The following is a 23,630-nucleotide window of genomic DNA, read 5'->3' on the forward strand; positions in this document are numbered from 1 at the left end:
TATGAAAACCTTATTAATTATACTGATCACCATGACGGCTACTGTAACCAGGGCACAGACATGGAATGAGGTCTTTAAGCAGAAGGAAACCCAAAAGAAATATCTCATCCAGCAAATTGCAGCTATGAAATTGTACGCTGGTTACCTGAAAAAGGGATACGACATAGCAAATAAGGGTATTAATTCTATTAAGGATATCTCAAAGGGTGAATTTGATTTACACCAGTCCTTTTTTACGTCTTTGAAAATGATTAATCCTGCTATTGCCGGTAATAGTAAAATAGCCCAGGTGATTGCCTGGCAAGTGACTATTTCAAAAGGTCTGCTTACTCTTAACAGTAGAACCGAACTGCCAGCATCCGACAAAAGCTATATCCGGCAGGTTAGGTTAAAAGTTATGAAAGAATGTGAACAGGATATGGAAGAATTACTCCTGGTAATTACTCAGGGCAAACTGGAAATGAAAGACGATGAACGGATTAACCGCCTGGATAAAGTATATGAAAGCATGAAGGATAAATATCAGTTCACTCAATCCTTTTCAAACCAGGTCAAGACGCTTAGCCTCCAAAAAGAACAGGAAGAAAGAAATAACGAAGCGTCGAAAAAGCATTATGGTATCAACTAATTAAAAGAAGATTATGAAAGCATTTTGGATAATAATAGTCATGCTGATTGGGACTACCACCTTTTCGAGGGCTCAGTCTACAGAAATACAGCAATTGCTGCTGAATTACGAAAAGCTTAATCAGCTTAAAAATATCCTTTCGGATATGAAAAAAGGCTATAAGATAGTTAGCAAAGGCTATACTGCCATTAAGGATATTTCACAAGGTAACTTCAATTTGCATGAAGCCTTTATAGATGGATTGATGGCTGTTAATCCTGCAATCAAAAATTACAAAAGGGTAGTTGATATCATCAGCTATCAGAAAAATATCGTCAGGGAATACAAATCTGCTTTTATCCGTTTCAAGCAGAACGGAAGTTTTAGCCCGGATGAAATTGAATATCTGGGGGAGATTTATGGACAGCTTTTCAATAAAAGTATCCAGAACCTGGATGAATTGGCAACCGTCATAACTTCTTCAAAGCTGAGTATGAGTGATGATGAACGCTTGCAGGCCATTGACCGGATTTTTGCAGATACCGAAGACAAGCTTCAATTCCTGAGAGATTTTAATAAACAGGCAAATCTCCTGGCCATTCAGCGTAGCAGGGAAAAACAGGATGTTGCAACCATGCAGCAACTTTATCAGGGAAACCAGTAAAACAAAGAATCATGAGAAAACTTAAAATTTTAGCCGTCATTCTGATGGTTGCGGGGATACTCTTTCCCGAAATTTCAAAGGCGCAGGGCTTAGCGACCGATGTTCAGGGCCTTCAATCTGTGCTGGATCAGGTTTATAAAGACATGATCCCGCTTTGCAGCAAACTAATTGGGGTAGCAAGAGGGATAGCGGGTTTTGCAGCATTATGGTACATAGCCGCACGGGTTTGGAGGCAGATAGCAGCGGCAGAACCGATTGACTTCTACCCCTTGTTACGCCCCTTTGCTTTAGGCATGGCCATACTTCTTTTTCCTGCCGTATTAGCACTGATGAATGGCGTATTACAACCTATTGTAAGCGCTACAGGCGGAATGGTGAAGGATTCCAATAAGGCGATTGCAGCTTTATTAAAGAAAAAGGCAGAAGCTGTAAAAGATTCAAAAGTCTGGCAAATGTATGTAGGCGAGAACGGTAGTGGTGATCGCGATAAATGGTACAAGTATACCCACCCAAAAGATGCTATAGGTTCAGGAGAAGGCACATTCGAAAGCCTCGGAAATGATGTGAAATTCTGGATGGATAAACAGAGTTACAATTTCCGGAACACCATTAAACAATGGATGAGCGAAGTATTACAGGTACTTTATGAAGCGGCCGCTTTATGTATCAATACCATCCGAACCTTTTATTTGGTAGTTCTGGCTATTCTGGGGCCATTGGTATTTGGCTTTGCCGTATTCGACGGCTTTCAACATACTCTTACTGTTTGGATTGCACGATACGTAAACGTGTTTCTATGGCTGCCGGTAGCTAATATTTTCGGTTCAATTCTAGGAAAAATTCAGGAGAATATGCTGAAACTGGATATATCGCAAGTGCAAAGCGCAGGTGACACATTTTTCAGTTCTACTGACACAGCCTATCTCATATTTATGGTCATTGGAATTGTAGGCTATTTCACAGTTCCCGGAGTTGCCAATTACATTGTTCACGCGGGTGGAGGAAATGCCCTGCTTCAAAAAGTAAATACCATAGTTAGCAATTCCTCTAATGGGTTGATTTCTTCCGGGGCTTCAAAATCAGGAATGATGGCAGATGCATTAGGTGATCAGAGAGGAAGAATGACTCAGGGAATGTCTGGATTTGCAAACTCTTCCGGCTACTTCAATAATGGCAAAGAAAGTTCATCTAGTCATCAGGAGGAAAGGCTTTCCGGCAAGTCCTGATCAATCTCAAATCTCATGTCTCAAATCTAAAATCTCAAAACATGTTCCATCAACTCAAAAATATAGACACCGCTTTTAAGCATATCAAGGCTTTCAGCATTATCATGATAGTGGCATGTATAGTGATTTCCTTATTCGCGCTGGTAAAAAGCTATCGGGCAACAGAAGCCGCACAAAACAGGATTTATATTCTGGCAAATGGTAAAGCTCTGGAAGCTTTTTCTGCAGGTCGTAAGGATAACATACAGGTTGAAGCCAAAGATCACGTCAAAACCTTCCATCAGTATTTCTTTGGCTTAGACCCTGATGATAAGGTAATCCAGGCTAATGTAAGTAAGGCGCTGTATTTAGCTGACCGGTCAGCTAAGTCTCAATATGATAACCTGAAGGAGAACGGCTATTATTCAAACCTGATAGCTGCCAACATCAGCCAGGAAATCAATGTAGATAGTGTCGAGTTGGACATCAATCAGTACCCCTATTTCTTCCGGTGTTTTGCAACGCAAAAATTGATTAGGGCAACATCAACAGCAAACAGGACCTTAATAACTGAAGGGTTTTTGCGCAACGTCAGCCGATCAGACAATAACCCGCATGGCTTTCTAATCGAACGGTGGAAGACCATCAGTAACAGGGATACCACTTTGCAAAATCAATAGCCATGTTTTTAATCAAAAGAAAGAATAAACACGAAAAGGACTTTAATCAGGATGTTTTAGCCATGCGGATTGCTAAGCGCATCATCAGACTACAGGTTTTTATAGCTAATTATTTAAACTCAAAAGCTGTTCATTTTTCACAGGATCAGAAGAAAGGGATTCTGATAAGCATCTGCGCAGTATTTGGAGGTATCAGCCTGTATATCATTCTTAAATCAATTAATTAAACAATTTAAAACAAGCTTTAAAAAGCTAAGGAGGCGTTATGAAAAAACAACATTCAGCAGAATTTTTAAGAAACAGAAAGTTTTTAATGGTACTGCCGCTTTTGGTATTACCCTTTCTGACCATGGCATTCTGGGCATTAGGCGGAGGCAAAGGAAACCGTAATCTGACCGCCGTTCAGGATGCACAGAAAGGTTTCAATACTGAATTGCCGCAAGCAAAGTTTAACCCGGATGAAAAACAGGATAAGTTCAGCATTTATGAGTCTTCGGCAAAGGATACGCAGGAAACCAATGGCATCTACAGCCAGCTTGCTTTTTCGGAAAGCGGGGAAGGACTGACCGATCCTAATGAAGATCGTATTAATGAGAAGCTGGCTCAGATCAATTCTGAAATAAACAGGCAAACCTCAGAAGGTAGCCCCTACTCCTCCGGGAGAAGCAGAACTAATGGTTATTCCGGGAACATGGGCACAGATGTAAACCGGCTTGAGGATCTGATGCAAAACATGCAAAGTGGAAACGGGGATGATCCGGAAATGCGACAACTGAATACCTTACTCGAAAAGGTACTGGATATTCAGCATCCCGGAAGGGCAAGGGAAAAACAAAAAGAAGCATCTCTAAATAACGCAGAGGGAGCATACGCTGTACATCTGGCAGACGGTAAGGAAACTAAGCAAAGCCTGTTCTCTGTGGCAAAGGACACAAACAGTAAGCAGTCGGATTATGTTGCCAATGCCATACAAGCTGTTATTCATCAGGATCAGGAAATTGTATCTGGTTCGGTGGTAAAACTTCGCTTGCTGGATAGTATTTATGTCAATGGAACGCTCATTCCAAAAAATGAATTTGTTTATGGTATCGCCTCGGTTGATGCTGAACGCCTGAAAATCGAAATTGCTACACTTCGCCATCGTAATTCTATTCTACCCGTAGCCCTTTCTGCTTATGATATGGATGGCCTGGAAGGCTTATATATACCAGGGGCAATAACAAGAGATGCTGCTAAAAGCGGTGTGGATGATGCCATTCAAAGTTTGCAGATCATGACGATGGACCCTTCTGTTTCGGCGCAGGTAGCCGGGGCAGGTATTCAGGCAGCCAAAGGCTTATTCAGCAGAAAAGCGAAGCAGGTTAAGGTGAAAGTGAAGGCCGGATACCAGCTTTTACTCAGAGATAATAATCAAAAGAATAATTAAACATCAAGATCATGAAACCATTAAAATTAACAACACTGCTTTACATTTTGTTAATGCAGGCATCCGTATTCGCTCAGGATACGATCTTCGTTAGCCATGATAAAACGACTGCAATTGAATTCCCTACAGGAATCCGAAACCCTGTAAGTACGGACGGAATCGCAGCCAATATGACGAATGATCATACTCTTGCGCTAAAGGCTATCAAAACTGGATTAACTGAACGTATTCTTGAAGTGGTCGATCTCGACGGAATAGTCTATCATTTTCCTATCTCTTATTCTTATGGTAGAGCAGGCAAGCTGATCAGGATTTCTGAAAGTCCACGACCGGAGGAAAAAGCGATACCGGTGAAAGTAAACGCAATTGAATCTATCAGCCAGCGTATCGCGAAAAACAAGAAGTTTAATCGGGTTACACATGATAAAAACAGCAAGATGAAATCAGCTTTAGGAAACATCGCTATTTCAGGGAATACGCTTTTTTATAAGATCAGGTTAAGCAACCGCTCCAATATCAGCTATGATATCGATTTTATCAGGTTTTATGTCCGTGACCTAACACGAGCTAAACGAACAGTTACACAGGAACAGGAAATATATCCGGTTGGCTCTTATGGATTAGATGCTCCGGGTATAGAAGGAAAGAGTAGCGAAACCTTTGTTTTTGCTTTTAATAAATTCCCCATAACCAGGGATAAAGCACTTTTTGTTGAAGTATACGAAAAAAATGGTGGGCGGCATTTGTATTTAAAGGTAAAACAAAAGGATATCGAAAACGCCAGGAAAATTAAGTAAAACTTGTTTATATGGAAATTATAAAAGAGAAAGAAGCAGAAGTTTTCGATTTCCTGGATAAGGAATTAACATCAGGTAAAAAGTGGCTTGTATATGAAGCCGGCTCTGTTATTAAAAATTCCAATGAATTACACTGTTTTAAAGATCCACCTGGCGCAAAGCAATATGCTCATGATAATACCTCCGATTTTGACAGGATGGTAACTGAATCTATAAGAATTTTTTTAGAAACAATTAACAAAAGCAATATGAACACACAAAATTTAGAATACCTGCAAACCAATTTAAAGTATTTTGGTTTCGGTGACAAGCTGAATGAAGCTTTGGAAAAAAACATCAAGGACGAAAAGGCTGAATTTCAATTGAAGGTCGAGATCCCCCATTTTAATAATAAAATGGATTATACACTTCATTTTAAAAAGTCCAGCCAGTCGGATATGTATTTCTTTAACCGCTACGATGCAGCCTTGCAGAATGGTAAGCCGGAGCTGGATAAAATACAGGGATTTTATGTGAACAAGGGCCATGGCATAACCGCTAAGGAATCATTCAACCTGCTTGAAGGGCGTTCGGTATTTAAGGAGATGGTTAATAAAGAGGGAGAAAAGTATAATGCCTGGTTAAAGCTGGATTTCGAAAATAGTGACCAGCACGGCAATTATAAGATCAAGCAGTTCAGCGATCAATATGGTTTTAACCTTGATAAAACACTGGCTAACTTTCCGATCAAAGAGCTTAGTGACCCGGAGCAGAAAAAACAACTGCTTAGCTCCCTTGAAAAAGGCAACGCACAGCAGGTAACCGTTAGTAAAGATGGTAAGGAGGTGAAATATTATATTGAGGCCGTCCCCCAATTTAAGAATATTAACGTGTATGACCAGAAGATGCATACGGTCAGAAGACAAAACATTCAGGATTTTAAGGTAAATAAAGGGGTAGGAGAAGGACAGAAGCCTGCTAAGAAGCAGGAGCAGAAAAAGGATGCTGAAGATGGTCAGCCGAAGCAAAAGCAAGCAAGAAAGCGGAAATTATCTGTTTAGAGTTCTTTAAGAGATGGCCCGCGTTGCGGGCCTCTTTATTTCAGATCTATACGCTTTTCCTAGATACTGCTCGTTTCTGCACAGATGATTATAACGTAGTTTTGGAGGAAAAACGAACGGGACTCAATCTAGAAAAAACTGAAGAAACGGAAGTTAAGGTCGGCACGGATAGGTTGTGTTTTCCATTGTTGCTTTATTTTGTCCTTACTATAATATAATCATTTTAAGGAAAAATATGCCATGTTTAATGGTGGGATCCTAAATTCCTTAACTTAATGATTCGAGCACGTTTCATTATTATATAAATAATACGTTCGATCATTATAGTTTTTACACGTTTGATTATTATAATTTTTACACGTTTGATTATTATAATTTTAATACGTTTGATTATTATAATTTTCGTACTATTGATTATTATGAAAATAACACGGTTATTTACGCGGGGAATTCATCTTCAGAATTAAACTAAACACAGCTATGGCAACACCAGCAGAGAAATTGGCGGATGCGTTAGACACACTACACGCGCTACAAAATAAAGGCATGGTAGCGATCCATACCGATGATATCAGTACGGTTTACAGGCAGCGCTTAACAAAGAACGGGTTCCTGAAGGAGGTACTTAAAGGTTGGTACATACCATCACATCCCGATGAAAGGCCCGGGGATAGCACATCCTGGTATGCTAACTATTGGGATTTTTGCAGCCGCTACATTAGCGAAAAGTACGGCAATAGTTATATCGTTTCCGCTGACCATTCTTTACAACTCCATTCCGGAAACCAAACAGTGCCGGCTCAGTTGGTGATCCGGGCACCTGAGGCGTCCAACTTCAAAACAGATCTGCCCCATCATACTTCGCTGTTCCATATGAGGGGGGAACTGCCGGCAGCTGATCTTAGGGAAAAGCAGAACGGTATCATGTTATATACACTGCCTGCCGCACTGGTGTTTTGTGGTCAATCCATATTTACACAAAGCCCGACAGACGCACGGGCCGCATTGGCACTGATTGGCGATTCATCCGAAGTTTTGACCATCCTGTTGAACGGAGGACACACTACTATCGCCGGAAGACTATGCGGCGCTTTCCGGAATATTGGCCGCGACAGGATCGCCAATGATATTCTAAAAGCGATGAAGGCGGCTGATTACGATATAAGGGAGACCGATCCATTTGAAACAAAGATAGATGTGGGCCTGTCATTCAAAGAAAGGTCTCCTTATGCGAATAGAATAAGGCTAATGTGGAACACCATGCGCAACGGGGTGATCGAGGTATCCCCAAGGGCACCCGGTATACCTCAGGATAAAGACACTTATCTTAAAGCGGTCGAAGAGGTTTATGTAACCGATGCCTATCACTCACTGTCCATAGAAAGATATCGGGTTACGCCTGAGCTGATCGAAAGGGTTCGAAGCGGGCAGTGGAATAGTGAAGGGAACAAGGATGATCGTCAGCAAAAAGATGCGATGGCGGCACGCGGTTACTGGCAGGCATTTCAGGTCGTCAAAGAGAGTATCCATAAAATATTAGATGGCGCAAATGCCGGAACGATAGCAGACGAGGAACACCAGGACTGGTATCGGGAATTGTTCGGCCCGAGTGTAACTGCTGGCATATTAAAGGCCGGCGATCTGGCCGGTTACAGGACACACCAAGTGTATATAGGCGGGTCCAAGCATGTTCCGTTAAATGTACCTGCATTGAGAGATGCTATGCCATTGTTGTTCGAACTTTTGGCCAGCGAGCCTGAGGCATCGGTACGTGCCGTTTTGGGTCATTTTGTGTTTGTTAATATCCATCCCTATATGGATGGAAACGGCAGGATCGGCAGGTTTATGATGAACGTGATGCTTGCTTCCGGCGGCTATCCCTGGACAGTAATACCTGTCGAAAAACGGGCGGAGTATATGAGTTGCCTGGAAACGGCAAGCGTGACAGGCGATATAACCCCATTTGCAAAATTTATAGCAGAGTTGGTGCAACTTGGCATGGACGGAAAGCCGGCAGCGACTTTGGAAAATATTAAATAGATCTTGATCGTTTAACCTGGCCAACTGATAAGTAAAACTGATCGAGTGACTTTTTCCGAAGTCTGATCTGATAGACCTACGTTTGCTTGATTAGGCTAAGACTTGTCAACCAAAACGCATTTAACCTGCTTGAAGGGCGTTCGGTATTTAAGGAGATGGTTAATAAAGAGGGAGAAAAGTATAATGTCTGGTTAAAGCTGGATTTCGAAAATAGTGACCAGCACGTCAATTATAAGATAAAGCAGTTCAGCGATCAATACGGTTTTAACCTGGAAAAAACACTTGCTAACTTTCCGATCAAAGAGCTTAGTGACCCGGAGCAGAAAAAACAACTGCTTAGCTCCCTTGAAAAAGGTAATGTACAGCAGGTTACCGTAAAGCAAGATGAGAAAGAAGCCAAGTACTACATAGAAGCTGTCCCACAGTTTAAGAATATTAATGTTTATGACCAGAAAATGCAGATGGTCAGGAGGCAGAATATTCAGGATTTTAAAGTAAATGAAGGTCCGGGGGAAAGAGAAGGCCAGAAACCTGCTAAAAAGCAGGAGCAGAAAAATGATGCAGATGATAGTCAGCCGAAGCAAAAGCAATCAAGAAAGCGGAAACTATCCGTATAGTCCTTTAAAAGATGGCCCGCTTTTGCGGGCTTCTTTTTTCCTGATTTATTTTCCACTCATAACACAGTAGTGTTAAATACGTTAAATTAACTTATAGTAATCCTGCCTCAATTTCTCTTAAAGCCGTTATTATGAAGAAGATTATGAATTTATTTATGGCTGTTGTTCTTTTTGCAGCCTGCTCATCTGATAAATTAGACAGGCAAACAGCTCTAAAGCTACTTCAAGATAAAAAGGCATATCCTAAAGTTCTTGATGAAGAAATCTATACAGCTGATCCCCAGGATGCTAAAAGGATACTTGATTCCGGATTAGAAAAGGAAGGACTTTTAAAGGTTCAACGTACACAAAAACTAGTGGATATTGGTAGCCCTTTGATTTCCTTTACCGATAAAGCTAAGCCATACTTATTGCCTGTAAGCAATGAAGACAAAAAGAGTAAGGTACAGCGTGTAAAAATTGCGGAGGAAGTATTAGAAGAAATTTCAGGCATTCAAATGCTGGATGGTGAGAAACGGGCTGTTGTTGAATATAAGACTTCTTTTAAAGATATTACGCCGTTTTCTCCGCTATCAACGTTAAAGCTTAATGAAAAAAATACTCGTAAAGCTTATTTTTCGCTTTATGATGATGGGTGGCGGTTGGAAGAAAATTCTGGATTGGAATTTCCTGAGAAATAAGGGTAAAGGCTATTCTCATCCTCTATATCTTCAGATCTGGCTTTATTTCTTTATGTTTATGCTACTTATTAGAAGCTATGTTGAATAAAGCAGCCTTATCAAAATTTTTATGGAAAGATATTGTGATTGTTAAAATCAATGATGATGATGCGATCTTGGTTATATTAATTTTCCAAGATTTGAAACAAGGCAATAAGTTCGTTGAGGAATACCTAAATGTTTATCCATACGAATTTATTGTAACAAAAAATGAGACAACAGGCCGTCACACTTTCACCCTTAATTTTTCAGATTCAGAATATGGAATTCGTTTTGATTCTACAAAAACATCTGAAAGTTATCCACCTGTAACTTGGTTAGGCCAAGGCATCCAAACCTTTATATCCAATGGTATTTGGCGCAAAACTAAAAATAAAAAAGGCCGAGAATATATATACAATCCTGAAATTATCCCAATTGATGATAATATGCAATCTATCTCCTTAGAAGATGATATTGTTAAATCTTTTTCAAAAGCTATAAGAATCGAATTCTGGCCGAGTACTAAACCGGATGAACCAGAAATGGTAATATTAGTTTTTGAAAAAAGACAAGGTATAACCGCATATAATAACTTAATCGACCTAGTTTCAATAAAATCTACATACTTAAAAATAGAAGTCGGAAAGATGCTAACTATCAGCTTCATTGATGCAGTAGAAGACTTTCACATAACAATACCTAATTTAAAATTTGATAAAGCTCAACTTGATGCTTTTAAAGATAGCATAGGTGAGAATCATTCTTTTGGATTTGTCTTGGGTCTGGATCATCCTGAAGCAGATAGGCCTATGCTTCTTCCAACTACTCCTGACTTTAAGATAATCACGGTTGCTGGACATATTTAGAGGATTTTTATCTTTGAAAATATCTGTTTAGAGCAGCAAGGTTTTAATGTGCAGTCTTTGCAACTAAACCGGTCAGCCCTTCTCCTTCCTCGAAAAGCTAACCGCCCTCCGGGTGCACGTTCCGGTAATTTCCGGAATACAGTTTACCGCAAAGACTGTAAGATATCCGCGGAAAAAGCTTCATTCCGCTCCGCTTCATTCCAGCCCTTTCCCCTATAAAAACACCTTTAATAAAGCAGGTTAAGATGATTATTTGATATAAGCTTCTCTAATGCGCTATTGATGAAGATTTCTTTTGGCTTTTGCTAAGGCAAATTTATACCTCTTCGGCAGAAAAGGCCATGCCCTTCGGGTTTAGACAAATAAATCTCCACCCTGCGGGTAGTATTTTTTTGCCTCAAATCCTTGTCTGCCAGCCCTGCGCACAAATATTTTGCCTCTATCAAAAGCCAAATGAGGCGTATGCCGAAGGGATTTGATAAATAAATAATTTATTCACTTAATTCATGTATCATGAGTACTACACAAAAAAACCGCCCGAATGTGCAAGGAACAGAAGCAAAAAAAGAAAATGAGAAAATCGTTGATTCCACTAATGGAAACGGCGCAGCTCACACCAACGTTAAAGCAGAAATCAAAGCTTTAGAAGAAAAGCCGAAAGCCGTTGAAGCCCCTGTAAAAGCCGAAAACGGACAGGAAAAACCACAGGAAGAACAAGCAAAAGAAGAAGTAAAACCCTTTAAGCCAGCTTTGAATCTAGAAAGTACTTTAAAAGTGGTGGAAGGCTTACACCGCAAAAGCCTTCAGCGGATCAACCTGCTTGATCGTATTAAACAGCTTGAAACCTTTGAAATTGCGCAAATGGAAGATAGCGACGAACTGGAAAGCAATCATTTTCAGGGCTGCCAGTTGATCATCTCTGATGATAAAAACAGAAAGTTTGTAACCAATACCGCAGGGCTGATCAAATTGGTTTCTCAATTTATCTACGATGCCTGTCAGGAAAAACTAACTGAAATCGAAGCAAATATCATTTTTCCGAATGCCTAACTAAAAAAATCCCCCTCAATAATTGGGGGATTTTATTTATTCATTTTAACAGGAGCTACAATGATTGAAGTTTTTATAGAAGTAACAGACCAATTATTTTGGGAAGGTTACGCCGAACAATTAGCCAAAGAAAACCCACAGGTTTTTAATATGGAATTCAATGATTTTTTAAGCACTTACAGTAACTAAAAAATAACAGCATGGCACACAACCTGAATTTTAACGAAAATACCGGAAAGCATAGTTTTTTCAGCGTAAAAGAAAAAGCATGGCACGGATTAGGGCAGATTGTAGAAAGCTACCCGACCAGCGCAGAAGCCATACAATTTGCAGGCTTAGATTATACCGTGGAGAAACGCCCTTTGTTTACGTATGATTCTGAAAACTATAGGGCAAACAAGGAAACGGAACTTGTAATTCCAGAAATCGATGTTCCCGATTTTTTTGCAACTATCCGCACCGATAACGAGCAAATTTTAGGGGTAGTTGGTAAAGAATATGAAGTGATACAAAACGGGGATGCGTTTTCTTTTTTTGATGCAATTGTAGGCGGTAAAGAAGGCATTCTTTACGAAACCGCAGGAGCATTGGGAAAAGGAGAGAAGATTTTTATTACTGCGAAACTTCCGGGGTATATTCGTGTGGGTTCTGATGATCTGATTGAAAAATATCTTTTCCTGACCACTTCGCATGATGGCTATGGCAGCATTACGGCAGCGTTTACCCCTGTACGGATAGTATGTAACAATACGCTGAATGCTGCTTTAGGTAATATGAGCAATTGTATTAAAATCCGTCATACCCAAAGCGCACCCGATAAATTGAAAGAAGCGCATAAGGTTATGGGCATTTCAAATACGCTTTCGGATGAACTAAACGGAATTTTTAACCGCTGGGCAAAAGTCCGCATTACAGACAAAGAAGTTTTGAAACTGGTTCAACAGGCTATGGCACCATCTAAGGAAATTTTACAAAATGTTCTGAATGGCAGGGAAGATGAACATTCCAGTTATTTTAATAATATATGCGGCAGCGTATGCGAGTACGCATTTGGTAACCAAACGCAACAGACCGCAACCACCAAAGGGACACTTTTTGGAGCATACAATGCCATCACCGGATATTTTCAAAATGTGAAAGACTATAAAAACGAGGAAGCTAAAGCAAAATCTATTCTTTTTGGTACTGGCTTTAACAAATCACAAAATGCTTTTCGCCTTTGTACTGAATTTGAGAAAATGGAAAATTAAGAATTTGTTTGAAATTTAAAAGGAGTGCGGGCTATAGCTCGCATTTCTTAAAATTCGCCAGTAGCCCCCGATTTTCCGTTCGGAAAATCGGGGGCTACTCATTTAAGAAGATGATGGAATACAGGAACCTAAAGGCGGTCAGTGTCAAAGAGAGTTAAGCAATCAATTATAGCACAAATTTAGGCACAGGCTATAAAACGCTTGCAAAAGACTACGGCATAAACACAACCCCATGCTCATTTCCTTCATTTATTCCGTTTCCTTTTGCGCTATTTAAGCCTTTTGCCCCTGGAAGCACCATAATTAATTTTTTAACTATTTAAAACCAAAGATTATGGAAAAGCTTCAAGATCAGATTTCATTGTACCATGTATCAGAAATCAATGTGACCTATAGGCCAAAATTTAAAGCCTCTGAAAGACCCAAAGTATCAACTTCAAAGGAAGTGTATGACATTTTGTTCAATAACTGGGATCTCGATAAGATCGAACTTTTAGAACAGTTCAAAATTCTCCTATTGAACAGAGCAAATCGAGTAATAGGGATATATGAAGTTTCATCTGGTGGAATGGCTGGAACGGTAGCTGATCCGAAGCTGATTTTTTCAACTGCATTAAAGGCTTGCGCAAGTTCCATCATCTTATCGCACAACCACCCTTCTGGTAATTTAAAGCCAAGTGAGGCAGACATCGTATTAACACATAAACTAAAAAATGCCGGAAGCTTTTTGGATATAGCCGTCCTGGATCATTTAATAATGACTTCTGAAGGATATTATTCATTTGAGGATGAAGGAATAATATAAGGGGGAAACCCCTTTTTTATGCTTACGCCATTGACGAAATTTCGGCATATTTTAATATATAATACCCGAAGCAGAGCTTCGAGGAATTCTCAAATAGAGTATTGCCTTAAAAACTAATTTCAAGAAGGTTAAAAAAACATTAAATTAGATGATCCAATAATCTGCAGAGGATAAATGTCAAAGTTTCATGTTAATTACAAATGGAAAAAAGCAATAAGTCAAATTATTCCAGTACCATCCCCTCTAAAAGCTTAGAGGCGCTGAGACACCTATTTGGCCAACCGGAAATGACAGAGAACCAAGCCAGAAGATACGTTGCTAAGGTTAAAATATTCAAGAATCAACAACTGAAAAGTAGACTTGAATACCAAAAAACATTATTCGAATACCATCAGGCTTTAGTAGAAGAAGCTAAAGCTTATATTTCTGACCTTACTACAACCCATGATGATCACGATACGGCAATAAAGATTGTACAAGATGCATGGAAAGAAGCCTTAGGATTAATAAAGCCAATGACAATTGGGGACTTCTTTATTAAAGAGGAAACAGTCTTCTCTGGCAACAAGGGAGTTGTTTATTGGACTAACATCGGTATGGAATTAATAAAAAAAGGTAATATCACGAAAGCCTCAGCTATTTCTGAAATTACAAAGTATGATGATTTTCAAAAATCGGGAGTTTCGGAAGAAGCGCTTTCACTCAGTATGTCAGGCCAGTTTGAGCAGCAAAGGAGAGACATATATGAGCAGTTCAAAAAGATAAATAAGAGCTATCAAATTATAAAAAAGACTTTATAGTCCAGAATAGACTTCTAAAATCTACCGAACGGGGAATTATTGAAATATGCTTACCTCTCTGATGATGATAGGTAAGGAAAAACAATTGAAACAATTTACTAAAATTATTAGTAAATTAGTTGCTAATTATTGCCATGGCAATGATTCTGATTAGCACTATCGCTTATCTTGACTTATATACCTTTTTTAAAAGCGGGTGAAAGTTACAAAACTGGTACTTTTAAATGGTATATCTTTAAATTGTTGGCTCCAGTTACCGACTGTTGGTTGCGATGAATGTTCTTGATGTGACAATATGCATAAAGTAGGGCTAAACAATCTAATTCTTAACAAGGCCGTTATTTATACACAAAATATCATTTTAACATTAACCAATTCCTAGATTACAGGGTATAAAGTTTTAAAAAATCTTTTTCACTTTAATCGTTAATTTGCAACCTTAATATGGCAGCAGCGGATCAAATAAAAAGTTTAATAAAATCTTTCGGGGAGAGCGACGAGGATAGATTTTTTGCATCGGCTATGCAAATTGCAGCTTCCGAAGCACGTCAAGGACATACGACGTTTGCTCACGAACTTAAATTACTAATTGAGAAAGCAAGAAAGAGTCGCTCCTTAAATTTTCTAGACCAAGGAAAAACCATATCTATATCTCAGCCAAAAAGGGAGTTACATGAGTTAATAGATGTCTTTCAACCTAAAATCAAGCTAAATGATATGGTTTTAGCATCTAATATTCATAATGCTCTTTCAAAATTAATAGTTGAACAGCAAAAATGGGAAATTCTTAGACAGCATAATCTTACACCTCGCAGAAAATTATTATTAACAGGCCCTCCTGGCTGCGGTAAAACCATGACGGCACAAGCGTTAGCGGGCAGTCTTGGAATTCCCGTATTTATTATTCGGTTAGATGGTCTGATGTCTAAATTCATGGGCGAGTCTATAACTAAATTGCGTTTAATATTCGATGCTATGCCGGATCATAGAGGAGTCTACTTATTTGATGAATTCGACTCTATTGGTTCTCATCGAAACCAAGGTCAAGATGTTGGAGAAGTTAAAAGGGTCCTAAATAGCTTTTTAATTAATATTGAAAAAGATCAAAGTAATAGCATAATAATAGCTGCTACAAATATTCCAGAGTCACTAGATAAGGCCTTATTTAGGCGGTTCGATGACATTATAGAATATCCGCTTCCAGGAAAGAAAGAAATTCAAGATACTTTAAAACGAAACTTGCAAAGTTTTGGATTTAAGGAAAAGATTAGTTTTTCACAAGTTGCTAATGAAGCTATAGGTTTGAATTATTCGGAAATTGTACGAGCCTGTGAAGAAACTATTAAAGAAATGATTTTATCGGGTGCAAAAACACTTAATAAATCTGATCTTATCGCTTCCTTGGGTAAAAGAAAAGCATAATGGCTGATAACTTTAACCGACCACACTTATCAATTGAAGGCTTTACCAATTCGGAACAATACAAATATCCTAAAACAGTAGTAGTTACATTTCCTGTCAAGCCTCGTAATAGAGCAGCACATGGAAATAGGATATTACATCAGCTCGAAACAGTACGAAACCAATTTAATCTTGAGAAGGATGTGTTACTGCCTGAAAATATCATTAGAGATGATGCTATATACGTTGAAATTTCTTCTGATTGGGGATTTGAGTTAAAGTTCGATCAATTAAATGATAATTCAGAAAGCCCAAAGTATCAGATTCTAAATATTAGAAGAGAAAAGCATCCAAATGAAGAAAAGTTTAGGTCTACTGTTGTATTAATGCTGACCCAGGGAGGGATTAGTCACTTCCTTAATAAAGTAAGTATTTATTTGAATGAGAACACAAAAGATAAAAAGGGCAATTTAACAACTACTCCAAAAGCAAATGATTTAATTGGAAACATCGAAAGCATCAAACTAGCTACTTTAAGAGCTTTTTGGGCAGATTATCCAGAGAATGATTTCCCATTAGACGATCAGGATACGTGGTGGGAAGTTTGGTTTCGAAAAACTACCGACGGCCAGGAAAAGGTTCTTCAAAATCTTAAAACTATTGGCGTTCAAATTGGCGCTTCTAAATTGGAGTTTGCCGAACATACTGTCCGTTTAGTTAAGGGAACTGCTGCTCAACTTGCCCAGTCCTTAATTCTATTAGATAATCTTGCTGAATTACGTAAGCCGCAAGAAATGAATGACTTTCTTACTCATCCAGACGTTATGTCAACTGATAAGGAGGCATGGTTAAAGGATCTAATTGAAAGGACTGATGTGGTATTTAATGATAAAAGCGTTTTAATATGTCTATTAGATAGTGGAGTGTATAATAAGCATCCTCTAATCGCTCCAGTATTACCAGATACGCATCTTTATACTCGTAACCCAAGTTGGGGGAAATATGGTTCAGGCGGACACGGAACTGGAATGGCTGGCCTTGCTCTATATGGTGATTTAACTGATGCTATGGCTCACAATCATCGCATTAAGCTTTTTCATGGTCTAGAATCTTATAAAATTTTTAATCCCGATTCCCCAAATGATCCAGATCTGTATGGTGCAATAACCGAATTGGCCTGTAGCACACCAATAGTTGACCGTCCAAATCACCCAAGAGTATTTTGTTTATCAGTAACTAATAAGCATTTTATATTCTACGGCAGACCTTCTTCAAGTTCTGCTTCTGCTGATAAAATCTCATTTGGGAATTTTTTATATCCTTCTCAACCTCAACTACTATTAGTGAGTGGCGGAAATGTAAACATTGAAAATTCTTCCGAGTATCCAGATAAAAACTATTACGAATCTATTCATGACCCTGGTCAGGCCTATAATGTAATAACTGTAGGTAGTTATACTCGAAAAGATAAAATTATTGGTGATCTAAAGCCATTAGCCTCTAACGGGGCCTTTGCCCCCTCTAATTCAACCTCTGCGACTTGGGAACCACAATGGCCTAATAAACCGGACATTGTGATGGAAGGTGGAAATATTGCAGATGATTGTTCACATGCCGACACATTAAGATTACTCACCACCCATAGTGATTTTAGAGTAAAGATTTTTCAGACTTTTGGCGATACAAGTGCTGCAGTAGCATTAGCTGCAAACATGGCTGCACAAATTAAACTAGCTTATCCAAATTATTGGCCAGAGACCGTCAGAGCATTAATGATTCATTCTGCCGATTGGACTCAAGAAATGGTAAGATCGAGAAATTTAAATTCACAAGATGATCGTCGTGCTCTGCTACGGTCTGTTGGATATGGTGTACCTGTATTAGAAAAGGCTTTGTACAGCGCGAAGAATTCATTAACTATAATTGCCCAAAACACCATTAAGCCCTACAGAAAGGAAGGTTCAGCCATTAGATATAATGAATATCATTTTCTTGCTTTGCCGTGGCCTTCAGATGTTCTCAGAGATGAAATAGGCGATAAAGACGTTACATTAAAAGTAACGCTATCTTACTATATAGATCCAAATCCTGGAAATAGGCAGTATGCAAATAGCTTCCGATATCATTCACATGAGTTGGACTTTAAATTAATTAAACCACTTGAAGATATTGATGATTTCAAAAGGCGAATTTCAGCTTCAGCTGTTGGTAGTGAAGAAAACACAGACGAAAAACCAGATTTAAAATCTGAAGATTGGACACTAAAAGAAAGAATAAGGAGCAAAGGTTCCGTTAAAAAAGACTTTATAACCGTGTCAGGTGTCGAATTAGCCAGAAGAAACTTACTTGCAATATATCCTAAGAATGGTTGGTATAGAACACGCAAGAATAAAAACATGTATGATTCGATCGTTCGTTATAGTTTAGTTATTTCTATCGAAACAGAGGTCCAAAATATTGATATTTATGAACCTGTAAGTATTTTAATAGAAAACAAAATATCTATTCCCCAGGAAGTTTAAAATCTTATATTTGTTTCACCAAACAGGATGAGAACCAATAGGTGACCCAAGTTTGGATCGTTACGGTAAATAACTGATAAAAAGATACTTAGAGCATAGTGTTCGGCTCCTGCCACACCTAACTCTCTCCTTTAATTTATTTTCACTCTAAGTCTGCAATACCTCTTTTAAGGTTAAAAATAAGTATATTTGTATAGGTCAATAGGTTTGGTTACCTAAGTAACTACCTGGGTATTGACTTTCTTTGTAAGTTATTGATTTGTAGTTAATTATAGAAATAGGTTCGGAGCCAGTATCTCCCACGGAAGAAAGCCCTTCAGATTCAGTTCTGAGGGGTTTTTTGTTTTAAGGAAAATGTTGTTTGTACATATCACTTATTCTAAAAACAGAAATCGAGTTAAAATCCAATTTATTTACAGGATAATTTAATTATTCGTCTTGATTTTCGGAAATCTGTAATCGAGTCTGAAGACTCTTTTTCATTGCATAATCCGGAGAGACGCTGCGCTTAAACTGTACAACAGCTAATGAATGTTGCGCTAAAATATCAATTTTTTAATCAATGGAAACTCTCCAGACAGTTGATAGATTCCAACTATCGGGCTAAAGCCCCATGTAATTTTCCTCATATCTTGCTGAATGTTGGGCTAAAGCCCGAAAGCGAGCAAAATCTTAGCTCCAGCTAAAGCTGGAGCTTATTGAATAACCTTACTAGTGGATGTCATAAACTGTACTACAGCTAATGAATGTTGTACTGGAAAATTAATTTTGGTAATCGATGGAAACTCTACGGACAGAGGGATTGAATTTTACAGATTTGAAATCATATAAACTTTTTTGTCCGCCACTTGACTTACAGAACCAATTTGCAGAGCGAGTGAAACAAGTAGAAGAACAAAAGGCCATTGCACAAAAAAGTTTAGAGAAATCAGAGAGTTTGTTTAACAGCCTGATGCAAAAGGCCTTTAAAGGAGGTTTGGGGTAAAAAGCCAGATATAAAAATAATGTTTTTGCAAAATCGTTTCGATTGTTTCGATTGTTTCGATTGTTTTGATTATTTTGTATATTTGTACTTTAAAACCAAAAGATTATGGAAACATTAGATCGCATCAATAAACCTTCAAAAGTAGAGCAAAAAGTTGCCATAAAGTCCTATGCAGCTTTGGTTGCTGCTTTAACGCATATCAAAGAAACAGAAACGGAAATAGAAATTGAAGAAACACAAGATAAAATTGTAATTCCTTCTCGTGCATTGCAACTCTTAGGAGATATTCTAAAAGCCATGAGTGAAGGAAAGCCAATTTCAATCGTGCCAGTTGCTACAGAAGTTACCACGCAAAAAGCAGCTGAAATTTTGGGATGTTCACGCCCTCATTTAGTAAAACTATTAGAGGAAGGCGAAATGGAATTTGTAAAAGTAGGTAAACATCGTAGAATTATGTTTGAAGATATTATAAAGTACAAACAAAAAATGAAAGAAGAGCAGAAAAAGCATATAATAGATATAATGAACCAAGACGAAGAATTAGGTTTATATGATTCATAGTGTAAAATTTAAAGCTGTTTTAGATACAAATGTCATATATCCAATTGTCATTCGCGACTTGTTGTTTTGGTTTGCCTATTACGAATTGTATACACCTAAATGGAGTAATACCATCTTTAATGAATGGAAAGAGGTGATGATTCGGAAAGGGATAACAAATGAAGAGGCAGAAAAAAGAGTGCAAAGAGCAAATAGTGCTTTCCCAGATGCATTAGTTGCTAATTATGAAAGTTTGATAGCGAATCTAACTTTGCCTGATGAAAACGATAGACATGTTGTAGCAGCAGCCATAAAATCTAATGCCGATGTAATCGTGACTAATAATCTTAAAGATTTCCCTGAGGAATATTTAAATTCATTTGGTATAAAAGCTAAGAGTGCAGACGATTTTTTAACAGACATCATAGATTTAAATCAAGATATCGCCATCAAAGCATTCAAAGAAATGGTGTTAAATAGAAAAAACCCAAATATGGATGAATTTGAAGTGTTAGAAAGCTTAAGAAAAGTAGAATTGTTCGATACTGCAAATTATTTTCATGCACTTTTATGAAATAGAATTATAGATGAGCAACTTTAAGTTTCTTCAAACTGAATGGTCATCCATCTACAAAAAGATGAAAGTGGCAGAAGAAAGGGTGTTTGGTACGAAGGTCTATCTGAATGGACTACCGCAGATCAAATTGAAGATTTAAAAGATTATATTTAAGGTGCCTAGTGATGATTCAGCTATGAAAGGAGAATACTACAAAATACACATTAACAATCCGTGTAAAAAAGAATGGGATTCAATGATTCAGAGTGATAACGGTAAGTATTGTTCTAAATGCTCAACGAACGTGGTAGATTTTACCGGATTAACTGACACACAGGTAATTCAAATTCTAAGCGGGAACACTGAAAAAATTTGCGGCCTGTTAACTGATGTACAAATTAATCGGACAATAGAAATTGCTAGGCCAAAGAGAATAAGTTCAAGATTTTACAAAATATTGTCGGGTATTTTCTTGCTGAGTATGACAGGAACTTCATTCTCGTTTGGAACAGATATTAAAAGACAATTTTTTTCAAAAATAAATAGCATTAGATCAAACCACCTTCAAAATTCCCTCACTGATAGTATGAAAAACGTGGTCCGCGGACTGGTAATGGATCATACTAAAATTCCTTTATATGGGGTACATATCCTTATTAAAGGGACAAAAATTAAGGCTGTAACGGATATAAATGGTAAATTCCAATTGTCCATCCCGGAGGAGCTTCTAAAAAGGAAAGTGACATTACAAATTCTTTTTATTGGTTATGAAACCAAAGAAGTTGCTATTAATGAAAAGGATTTGCCCTTAAATGAAGAACTTGTAGCAATAATGGTTGAAAGTAAGTTTTCAATTGGGGAAGTAATAGTTACTCCCCTTAAGAAGCAAAAAGATTAATTTAAAAAAAGTGAGATTAGCACAGCTGGTACAGAGCATCCCGACCTATGGTCGGGAAAGTCAAGGTTCTAACCCTTGTCTCCCACAAAAGAAAACCCTTCAGATTAATTCTGAGGGGTTTTGTGTTTCAAAGTGTTTCTGATAAATGAAGGAATTTTAGCTTTTTAGCCCTTTAGTCTAAAATTCGCAAATAATAGTGTTCTCAGCTCCACTTTCAAAACAGGGTGAAATAATCCTGCTTAAATTCAGGTGTGCAGGTGACTAATCAACTGCATCAGTAATCCGTTATATTTTCGTAGTAGACGCTGTTTCGGGAACATACAGGTCGCCTATTCGCCTGAATCCATAACTGACACGTCATTGACATTCACTATCAGCAGTCCTTTTATCTTTGCCGAATGACCCAAAGTATCATTATTGTCGGAGCTGGCCTTAGTGGTTTAACTCTCGCGTATTATTTAAAAAATTCTGTAGCCGATATAACTATTATCGAAGCCTCTGATAGACTTGGTGGAAGGATTCACACCGTTAAAGGTAAACTGGACACACCTTTAGAACTTGGAGCTACCTGGCTTTCAGATATGCATTCTGAGTTAATCACCTTACTCGGGGAATTGAATTTGCGTAAATATCCTCAGTTCTCTGGTGGTATATCCTTATTTCAGACTAAATCTTTCGAGCCTAGTCAACAATTCTACGTTCCGGAATCTGAGCAGCCATCTTACCGAATCGTTGGAGGTAGTCAGGCAATTATTGATACTTTAGCTAAAGAGGTTTCTAACAGCAAGATAATTTTAAACCATTCCGTCATTAGTGTTATTGAGTCTGGTGATAAACTGTCCGTCCTTACTGATACTGGTAGTCAATTTAAAGCTGACAAAGTTGTGTTCTGCATACCGCCACAACTTGCTTCAACAATTAGTTATTCACCTTCATTACCTAAAGCCTTTCAAGAACTTTTACCTGGCGTTCAAACATGGATGATGGGTGCAATAAAGTTTGTCGTTGAGTACAAAGTTCCCTTCTGGAGAAATAAAGGATACTCGGGAATGTTATACAGTCATGCAGGATTGATCGTTGAGATGTACGACCATACTAACTTTGAAGAGGAGAAGTTCGGTTTCACCGGCTTCCTAAATGGAAGTGCAGGAATTTACGATCAACAGGTACGAAGAGAACTGGTTATTAAGCAGCTTGTCACTCTTTTTGGAGAGGAAGCCCTGCCTGCAACAGATTACCAGGACAAGATTTGGACAGATAGATTCATAAGCGCTGGAAATCAGATGATCACGCATCCACACCAGAATAATGGTCATCCTGACTTGCTTAAAGCTTACATGAATGGCAAACTGCATTTCTGCGGAACAGAAACTTCCATTTCTCACGGTGGCTATATGGAGGGTGCAGTCGTTTCAGCCAGGAACAAAGCCCTGGAATTGGCTCCGGCTAAAGCGGTCTGAGTACCTGACCGAATTAACATTTCATACTTATTAAGATTGTTGAACTTAATCATTGGCTCCTGACCAGGAATCGTTTGCCCTTTTACATGCGGAGCATTGAGGATTGCAAGGCAGAGCAAAAAGAAAATCGATAGTTTCATCATTACCATGATTAATGTGTCCGGATTGTTATGACTTGTTTCCATGATTGTCTTATTTGAGCTTATTTATGGTTCTTAAAGCTCAAATAAGAGCTGCCAGAACAATGACAAATGCGTAAAAAACAGATAAATAGAATCCAAGATAGATTAATACCTTTTGAATGCTTTGCAGCGATTTGAAGTTATACTCAAAGTGCCTGACGGAGTATTCAGCAAACACGGGCCAGATAACCTTAATGATCCACCAGGTTCCTGCTTTGAAAATCAGGATGGCCGAAATTGCCAGGATGATCGCACTATAGATCCCGGGATCGATCGGGGCTGCGCTTATATCTATCATCCTGATAGCATAAGGAATAGTGATAAAAATTAGTACACTGACTACGATGCCGGTAAACTCCATGCTTAATGCATAATGACCGGGCTGAAGATATTTTTGAATAAGTTTCATGACTTATGTGATTATTAGTGAGAAAAAAAATGCGGCGGCATATCTCAGCCGCCGACTGCTTAATTAAACAACAACTGACTCCCCCACATAAGCACTGTTTGACAATTTGCCCTGTCTGGACATAAAGAA

At 38.4% G+C, this 23,630-nt stretch carries 25 protein-coding genes; 24 read left to right on the forward strand and 1 reads right to left on the reverse strand.

Going from position 1 to position 23,630, the window contains the following annotated elements; translation table 11 throughout:
- Nucleotide 1: 1 nt before the first annotated feature.
- The 24 genes from BLR27_RS16105 to BLR27_RS16215 all read left to right on the forward strand — a co-directional run bounded on the left by BLR27_RS16105 (nucleotide 2) and on the right by BLR27_RS16215 (nucleotide 22,910).
- Entirely contained in the window at nucleotides 2-628 is a 627-nt protein-coding gene (locus tag BLR27_RS16105) for a hypothetical protein (protein ID WP_090706587.1), read from the forward strand.
- A gap of 13 nt (nucleotides 629-641) precedes the next feature.
- Nucleotides 642-1,271 (forward strand): hypothetical protein, encoded by a 630-nt coding sequence (locus BLR27_RS16110; protein ID WP_090706589.1) that lies wholly within the window; start codon nucleotides 642-644, stop codon nucleotides 1,269-1,271.
- Between the two features lie 11 nt (nucleotides 1,272-1,282).
- Nucleotides 1,283-2,497 carry a conjugative transposon protein TraJ gene (traJ, locus tag BLR27_RS16115; RefSeq protein WP_090706591.1) on the forward strand — a complete coding sequence of 405 codons (1,215 nt, stop codon included), beginning with the start codon at nucleotides 1,283-1,285 and terminating at the stop codon, nucleotides 2,495-2,497.
- 41 nt (nucleotides 2,498-2,538) lie between these two features.
- A complete protein-coding gene (traK, locus tag BLR27_RS16120) occupies nucleotides 2,539-3,156 on the forward strand; it encodes a conjugative transposon protein TraK (RefSeq protein ID WP_090706592.1) in 618 nt (205 codons plus the stop codon).
- 2 nt (nucleotides 3,157-3,158) lie between these two features.
- On the forward strand, nucleotides 3,159-3,383 hold the full coding sequence (locus BLR27_RS16125; RefSeq protein WP_090706594.1) for a hypothetical protein: 225 nt from the start codon (nucleotides 3,159-3,161) through the stop codon (nucleotides 3,381-3,383).
- Between the two features lie 38 nt (nucleotides 3,384-3,421).
- The gene (gene traM / locus BLR27_RS16130) at nucleotides 3,422-4,582 is read left to right on the forward strand and encodes a conjugative transposon protein TraM (protein ID WP_090706595.1); all 1,161 of its coding nucleotides are present in this window, start codon (nucleotides 3,422-3,424) and stop codon (nucleotides 4,580-4,582) included.
- An 11-nt stretch (nucleotides 4,583-4,593) separates the two neighbouring features.
- A complete protein-coding gene (locus tag BLR27_RS16135) occupies nucleotides 4,594-5,379 on the forward strand; it encodes a DUF4138 domain-containing protein (RefSeq protein WP_090706597.1) in 786 nt (261 codons plus the stop codon).
- 11 nt (nucleotides 5,380-5,390) lie between these two features.
- The gene (locus BLR27_RS16140; RefSeq protein WP_090706599.1) at nucleotides 5,391-6,419 is read left to right on the forward strand and encodes a hypothetical protein; all 1,029 of its coding nucleotides are present in this window, start codon (nucleotides 5,391-5,393) and stop codon (nucleotides 6,417-6,419) included.
- A 480-nt stretch (nucleotides 6,420-6,899) separates the two neighbouring features.
- Nucleotides 6,900-8,459: a Fic family protein gene (locus BLR27_RS16145; protein ID WP_090706600.1), complete on the forward strand. Its 1,560-nt coding sequence runs from the start codon at nucleotides 6,900-6,902 to the stop codon at nucleotides 8,457-8,459.
- Between the two features lie 86 nt (nucleotides 8,460-8,545).
- A complete protein-coding gene (locus BLR27_RS16150) occupies nucleotides 8,546-9,076 on the forward strand; it encodes a hypothetical protein (RefSeq protein ID WP_090706602.1) in 531 nt (176 codons plus the stop codon).
- A 131-nt stretch (nucleotides 9,077-9,207) separates the two neighbouring features.
- Nucleotides 9,208-9,756: a hypothetical protein gene (locus tag BLR27_RS16155; protein ID WP_090706604.1), complete on the forward strand. Its 549-nt coding sequence runs from the start codon at nucleotides 9,208-9,210 to the stop codon at nucleotides 9,754-9,756.
- Nucleotides 9,757-9,833: 77 nt separating this feature from the next.
- Complete coding sequence (locus tag BLR27_RS16160) at nucleotides 9,834-10,643, forward strand: hypothetical protein (protein WP_090706606.1); 810 nt, start codon at nucleotides 9,834-9,836, stop codon at nucleotides 10,641-10,643.
- 543 nt (nucleotides 10,644-11,186) lie between these two features.
- Nucleotides 11,187-11,693 carry a hypothetical protein gene (locus tag BLR27_RS16165; RefSeq protein WP_245704540.1) on the forward strand — a complete coding sequence of 169 codons (507 nt, stop codon included), beginning with the start codon at nucleotides 11,187-11,189 and terminating at the stop codon, nucleotides 11,691-11,693.
- A 200-nt stretch (nucleotides 11,694-11,893) separates the two neighbouring features.
- Complete coding sequence (locus tag BLR27_RS16170) at nucleotides 11,894-12,943, forward strand: DUF932 domain-containing protein (RefSeq protein WP_090706610.1); 1,050 nt, start codon at nucleotides 11,894-11,896, stop codon at nucleotides 12,941-12,943.
- Nucleotides 12,944-13,277: 334 nt separating this feature from the next.
- Entirely contained in the window at nucleotides 13,278-13,748 is a 471-nt protein-coding gene (locus BLR27_RS16175; RefSeq protein WP_090706612.1) for a JAB domain-containing protein, read from the forward strand.
- Between the two features lie 200 nt (nucleotides 13,749-13,948).
- On the forward strand, nucleotides 13,949-14,548 hold the full coding sequence (locus BLR27_RS16180) for a hypothetical protein (RefSeq protein WP_090706614.1): 600 nt from the start codon (nucleotides 13,949-13,951) through the stop codon (nucleotides 14,546-14,548).
- Nucleotides 14,549-14,992: 444 nt separating this feature from the next.
- Nucleotides 14,993-15,970 (forward strand): AAA family ATPase, encoded by a 978-nt coding sequence (locus BLR27_RS16185; RefSeq protein ID WP_090706616.1) that lies wholly within the window; start codon nucleotides 14,993-14,995, stop codon nucleotides 15,968-15,970.
- Nucleotides 15,970-18,471: a S8 family peptidase gene (locus BLR27_RS16190; protein ID WP_090706618.1), complete on the forward strand. Its 2,502-nt coding sequence runs from the start codon at nucleotides 15,970-15,972 to the stop codon at nucleotides 18,469-18,471. Before BLR27_RS16185 ends, BLR27_RS16190 begins: the two co-directional genes overlap by 1 nt.
- Before the next feature lie 778 nt (nucleotides 18,472-19,249).
- Nucleotides 19,250-19,456 carry a restriction endonuclease subunit S domain-containing protein gene (locus BLR27_RS16195; protein ID WP_090706620.1) on the forward strand — a complete coding sequence of 69 codons (207 nt, stop codon included), beginning with the start codon at nucleotides 19,250-19,252 and terminating at the stop codon, nucleotides 19,454-19,456.
- Nucleotides 19,457-19,561: 105 nt separating this feature from the next.
- Nucleotides 19,562-20,017: a helix-turn-helix domain-containing protein gene (locus BLR27_RS16200; RefSeq protein WP_090706621.1), complete on the forward strand. Its 456-nt coding sequence runs from the start codon at nucleotides 19,562-19,564 to the stop codon at nucleotides 20,015-20,017.
- On the forward strand, nucleotides 20,007-20,570 hold the full coding sequence (locus BLR27_RS16205; RefSeq protein ID WP_090706623.1) for a PIN domain-containing protein: 564 nt from the start codon (nucleotides 20,007-20,009) through the stop codon (nucleotides 20,568-20,570). The genes BLR27_RS16200 and BLR27_RS16205 overlap by 11 nt, the downstream gene beginning before the upstream one ends.
- Nucleotides 20,571-20,583: 13 nt before the next feature.
- Nucleotides 20,584-20,712, forward strand: coding sequence for a hypothetical protein (locus BLR27_RS18835; protein ID WP_262485661.1), 129 nt, complete (start codon nucleotides 20,584-20,586; stop codon nucleotides 20,710-20,712).
- Nucleotides 20,713-20,748: 36 nt separating this feature from the next.
- Nucleotides 20,749-21,450 carry a carboxypeptidase-like regulatory domain-containing protein gene (locus tag BLR27_RS16210; RefSeq protein WP_090706625.1) on the forward strand — a complete coding sequence of 234 codons (702 nt, stop codon included), beginning with the start codon at nucleotides 20,749-20,751 and terminating at the stop codon, nucleotides 21,448-21,450.
- A 398-nt stretch (nucleotides 21,451-21,848) separates the two neighbouring features.
- Complete coding sequence (locus tag BLR27_RS16215) at nucleotides 21,849-22,910, forward strand: flavin monoamine oxidase family protein (protein WP_090706627.1); 1,062 nt, start codon at nucleotides 21,849-21,851, stop codon at nucleotides 22,908-22,910.
- A 222-nt stretch (nucleotides 22,911-23,132) separates the two neighbouring features.
- Here the strand turns inward: BLR27_RS16215 and BLR27_RS16220 are convergent, their stop codons facing one another.
- Nucleotides 23,133-23,501, reverse strand: a complete 369-nt coding sequence (locus BLR27_RS16220; protein ID WP_090706628.1) for a hypothetical protein — start codon at nucleotides 23,499-23,501, stop codon at nucleotides 23,133-23,135.
- Nucleotides 23,502-23,630: the final 129 nt, after the last annotated feature.

This window comes from Daejeonella rubra, assembly GCF_900103545.1.
Classification (GTDB): Bacteria; Bacteroidota; Bacteroidia; order Sphingobacteriales; family Sphingobacteriaceae; genus Daejeonella; species Daejeonella rubra.

What these genes read in the sequence shown, in the direction of transcription:
- BLR27_RS16105 (WP_090706587.1), top strand. Translation starts at nt 2, where the DNA reads ATGAAAACCTTATTAATTATACTGATCACCATGACGGCTACTGTAACC.
- BLR27_RS16110 (WP_090706589.1), top strand. Translation starts at nt 642, where the DNA reads ATGAAAGCATTTTGGATAATAATAGTCATGCTGATTGGGACTACCACC.
- traJ (WP_090706591.1), top strand. Translation starts at nt 1,283, where the DNA reads ATGAGAAAACTTAAAATTTTAGCCGTCATTCTGATGGTTGCGGGGATA.
- traK (WP_090706592.1), top strand. Translation starts at nt 2,539, where the DNA reads ATGTTCCATCAACTCAAAAATATAGACACCGCTTTTAAGCATATCAAG.
- BLR27_RS16125 (WP_090706594.1), top strand. Translation starts at nt 3,159, where the DNA reads ATGTTTTTAATCAAAAGAAAGAATAAACACGAAAAGGACTTTAATCAG.
- traM (WP_090706595.1), top strand. Translation starts at nt 3,422, where the DNA reads ATGAAAAAACAACATTCAGCAGAATTTTTAAGAAACAGAAAGTTTTTA.
- BLR27_RS16135 (WP_090706597.1), top strand. Translation starts at nt 4,594, where the DNA reads ATGAAACCATTAAAATTAACAACACTGCTTTACATTTTGTTAATGCAG.
- BLR27_RS16140 (WP_090706599.1), top strand. Translation starts at nt 5,391, where the DNA reads ATGGAAATTATAAAAGAGAAAGAAGCAGAAGTTTTCGATTTCCTGGAT.
- BLR27_RS16145 (WP_090706600.1), top strand. Translation starts at nt 6,900, where the DNA reads ATGGCAACACCAGCAGAGAAATTGGCGGATGCGTTAGACACACTACAC.
- BLR27_RS16155 (WP_090706604.1), top strand. Translation starts at nt 9,208, where the DNA reads ATGAAGAAGATTATGAATTTATTTATGGCTGTTGTTCTTTTTGCAGCC.
- BLR27_RS16160 (WP_090706606.1), top strand. Translation starts at nt 9,834, where the DNA reads ATGTTGAATAAAGCAGCCTTATCAAAATTTTTATGGAAAGATATTGTG.
- BLR27_RS16170 (WP_090706610.1), top strand. Translation starts at nt 11,894, where the DNA reads ATGGCACACAACCTGAATTTTAACGAAAATACCGGAAAGCATAGTTTT.
- BLR27_RS16175 (WP_090706612.1), top strand. Translation starts at nt 13,278, where the DNA reads ATGGAAAAGCTTCAAGATCAGATTTCATTGTACCATGTATCAGAAATC.
- BLR27_RS16180 (WP_090706614.1), top strand. Translation starts at nt 13,949, where the DNA reads ATGGAAAAAAGCAATAAGTCAAATTATTCCAGTACCATCCCCTCTAAA.
- BLR27_RS16185 (WP_090706616.1), top strand. Translation starts at nt 14,993, where the DNA reads ATGGCAGCAGCGGATCAAATAAAAAGTTTAATAAAATCTTTCGGGGAG.
- BLR27_RS16190 (WP_090706618.1), top strand. Translation starts at nt 15,970, where the DNA reads ATGGCTGATAACTTTAACCGACCACACTTATCAATTGAAGGCTTTACC.
- BLR27_RS16195 (WP_090706620.1), top strand. Translation starts at nt 19,250, where the DNA reads ATGGAAACTCTACGGACAGAGGGATTGAATTTTACAGATTTGAAATCA.
- BLR27_RS16200 (WP_090706621.1), top strand. Translation starts at nt 19,562, where the DNA reads ATGGAAACATTAGATCGCATCAATAAACCTTCAAAAGTAGAGCAAAAA.
- BLR27_RS16205 (WP_090706623.1), top strand. Translation starts at nt 20,007, where the DNA reads ATGATTCATAGTGTAAAATTTAAAGCTGTTTTAGATACAAATGTCATA.
- BLR27_RS18835 (WP_262485661.1), top strand. Translation starts at nt 20,584, where the DNA reads ATGAGCAACTTTAAGTTTCTTCAAACTGAATGGTCATCCATCTACAAA.
- BLR27_RS16210 (WP_090706625.1), top strand. Translation starts at nt 20,749, where the DNA reads ATGAAAGGAGAATACTACAAAATACACATTAACAATCCGTGTAAAAAA.
- BLR27_RS16215 (WP_090706627.1), top strand. Translation starts at nt 21,849, where the DNA reads ATGACCCAAAGTATCATTATTGTCGGAGCTGGCCTTAGTGGTTTAACT.
- BLR27_RS16220 (WP_090706628.1), bottom strand. Translation starts at nt 23,501, where the DNA reads ATGAAACTTATTCAAAAATATCTTCAGCCCGGTCATTATGCATTAAGC.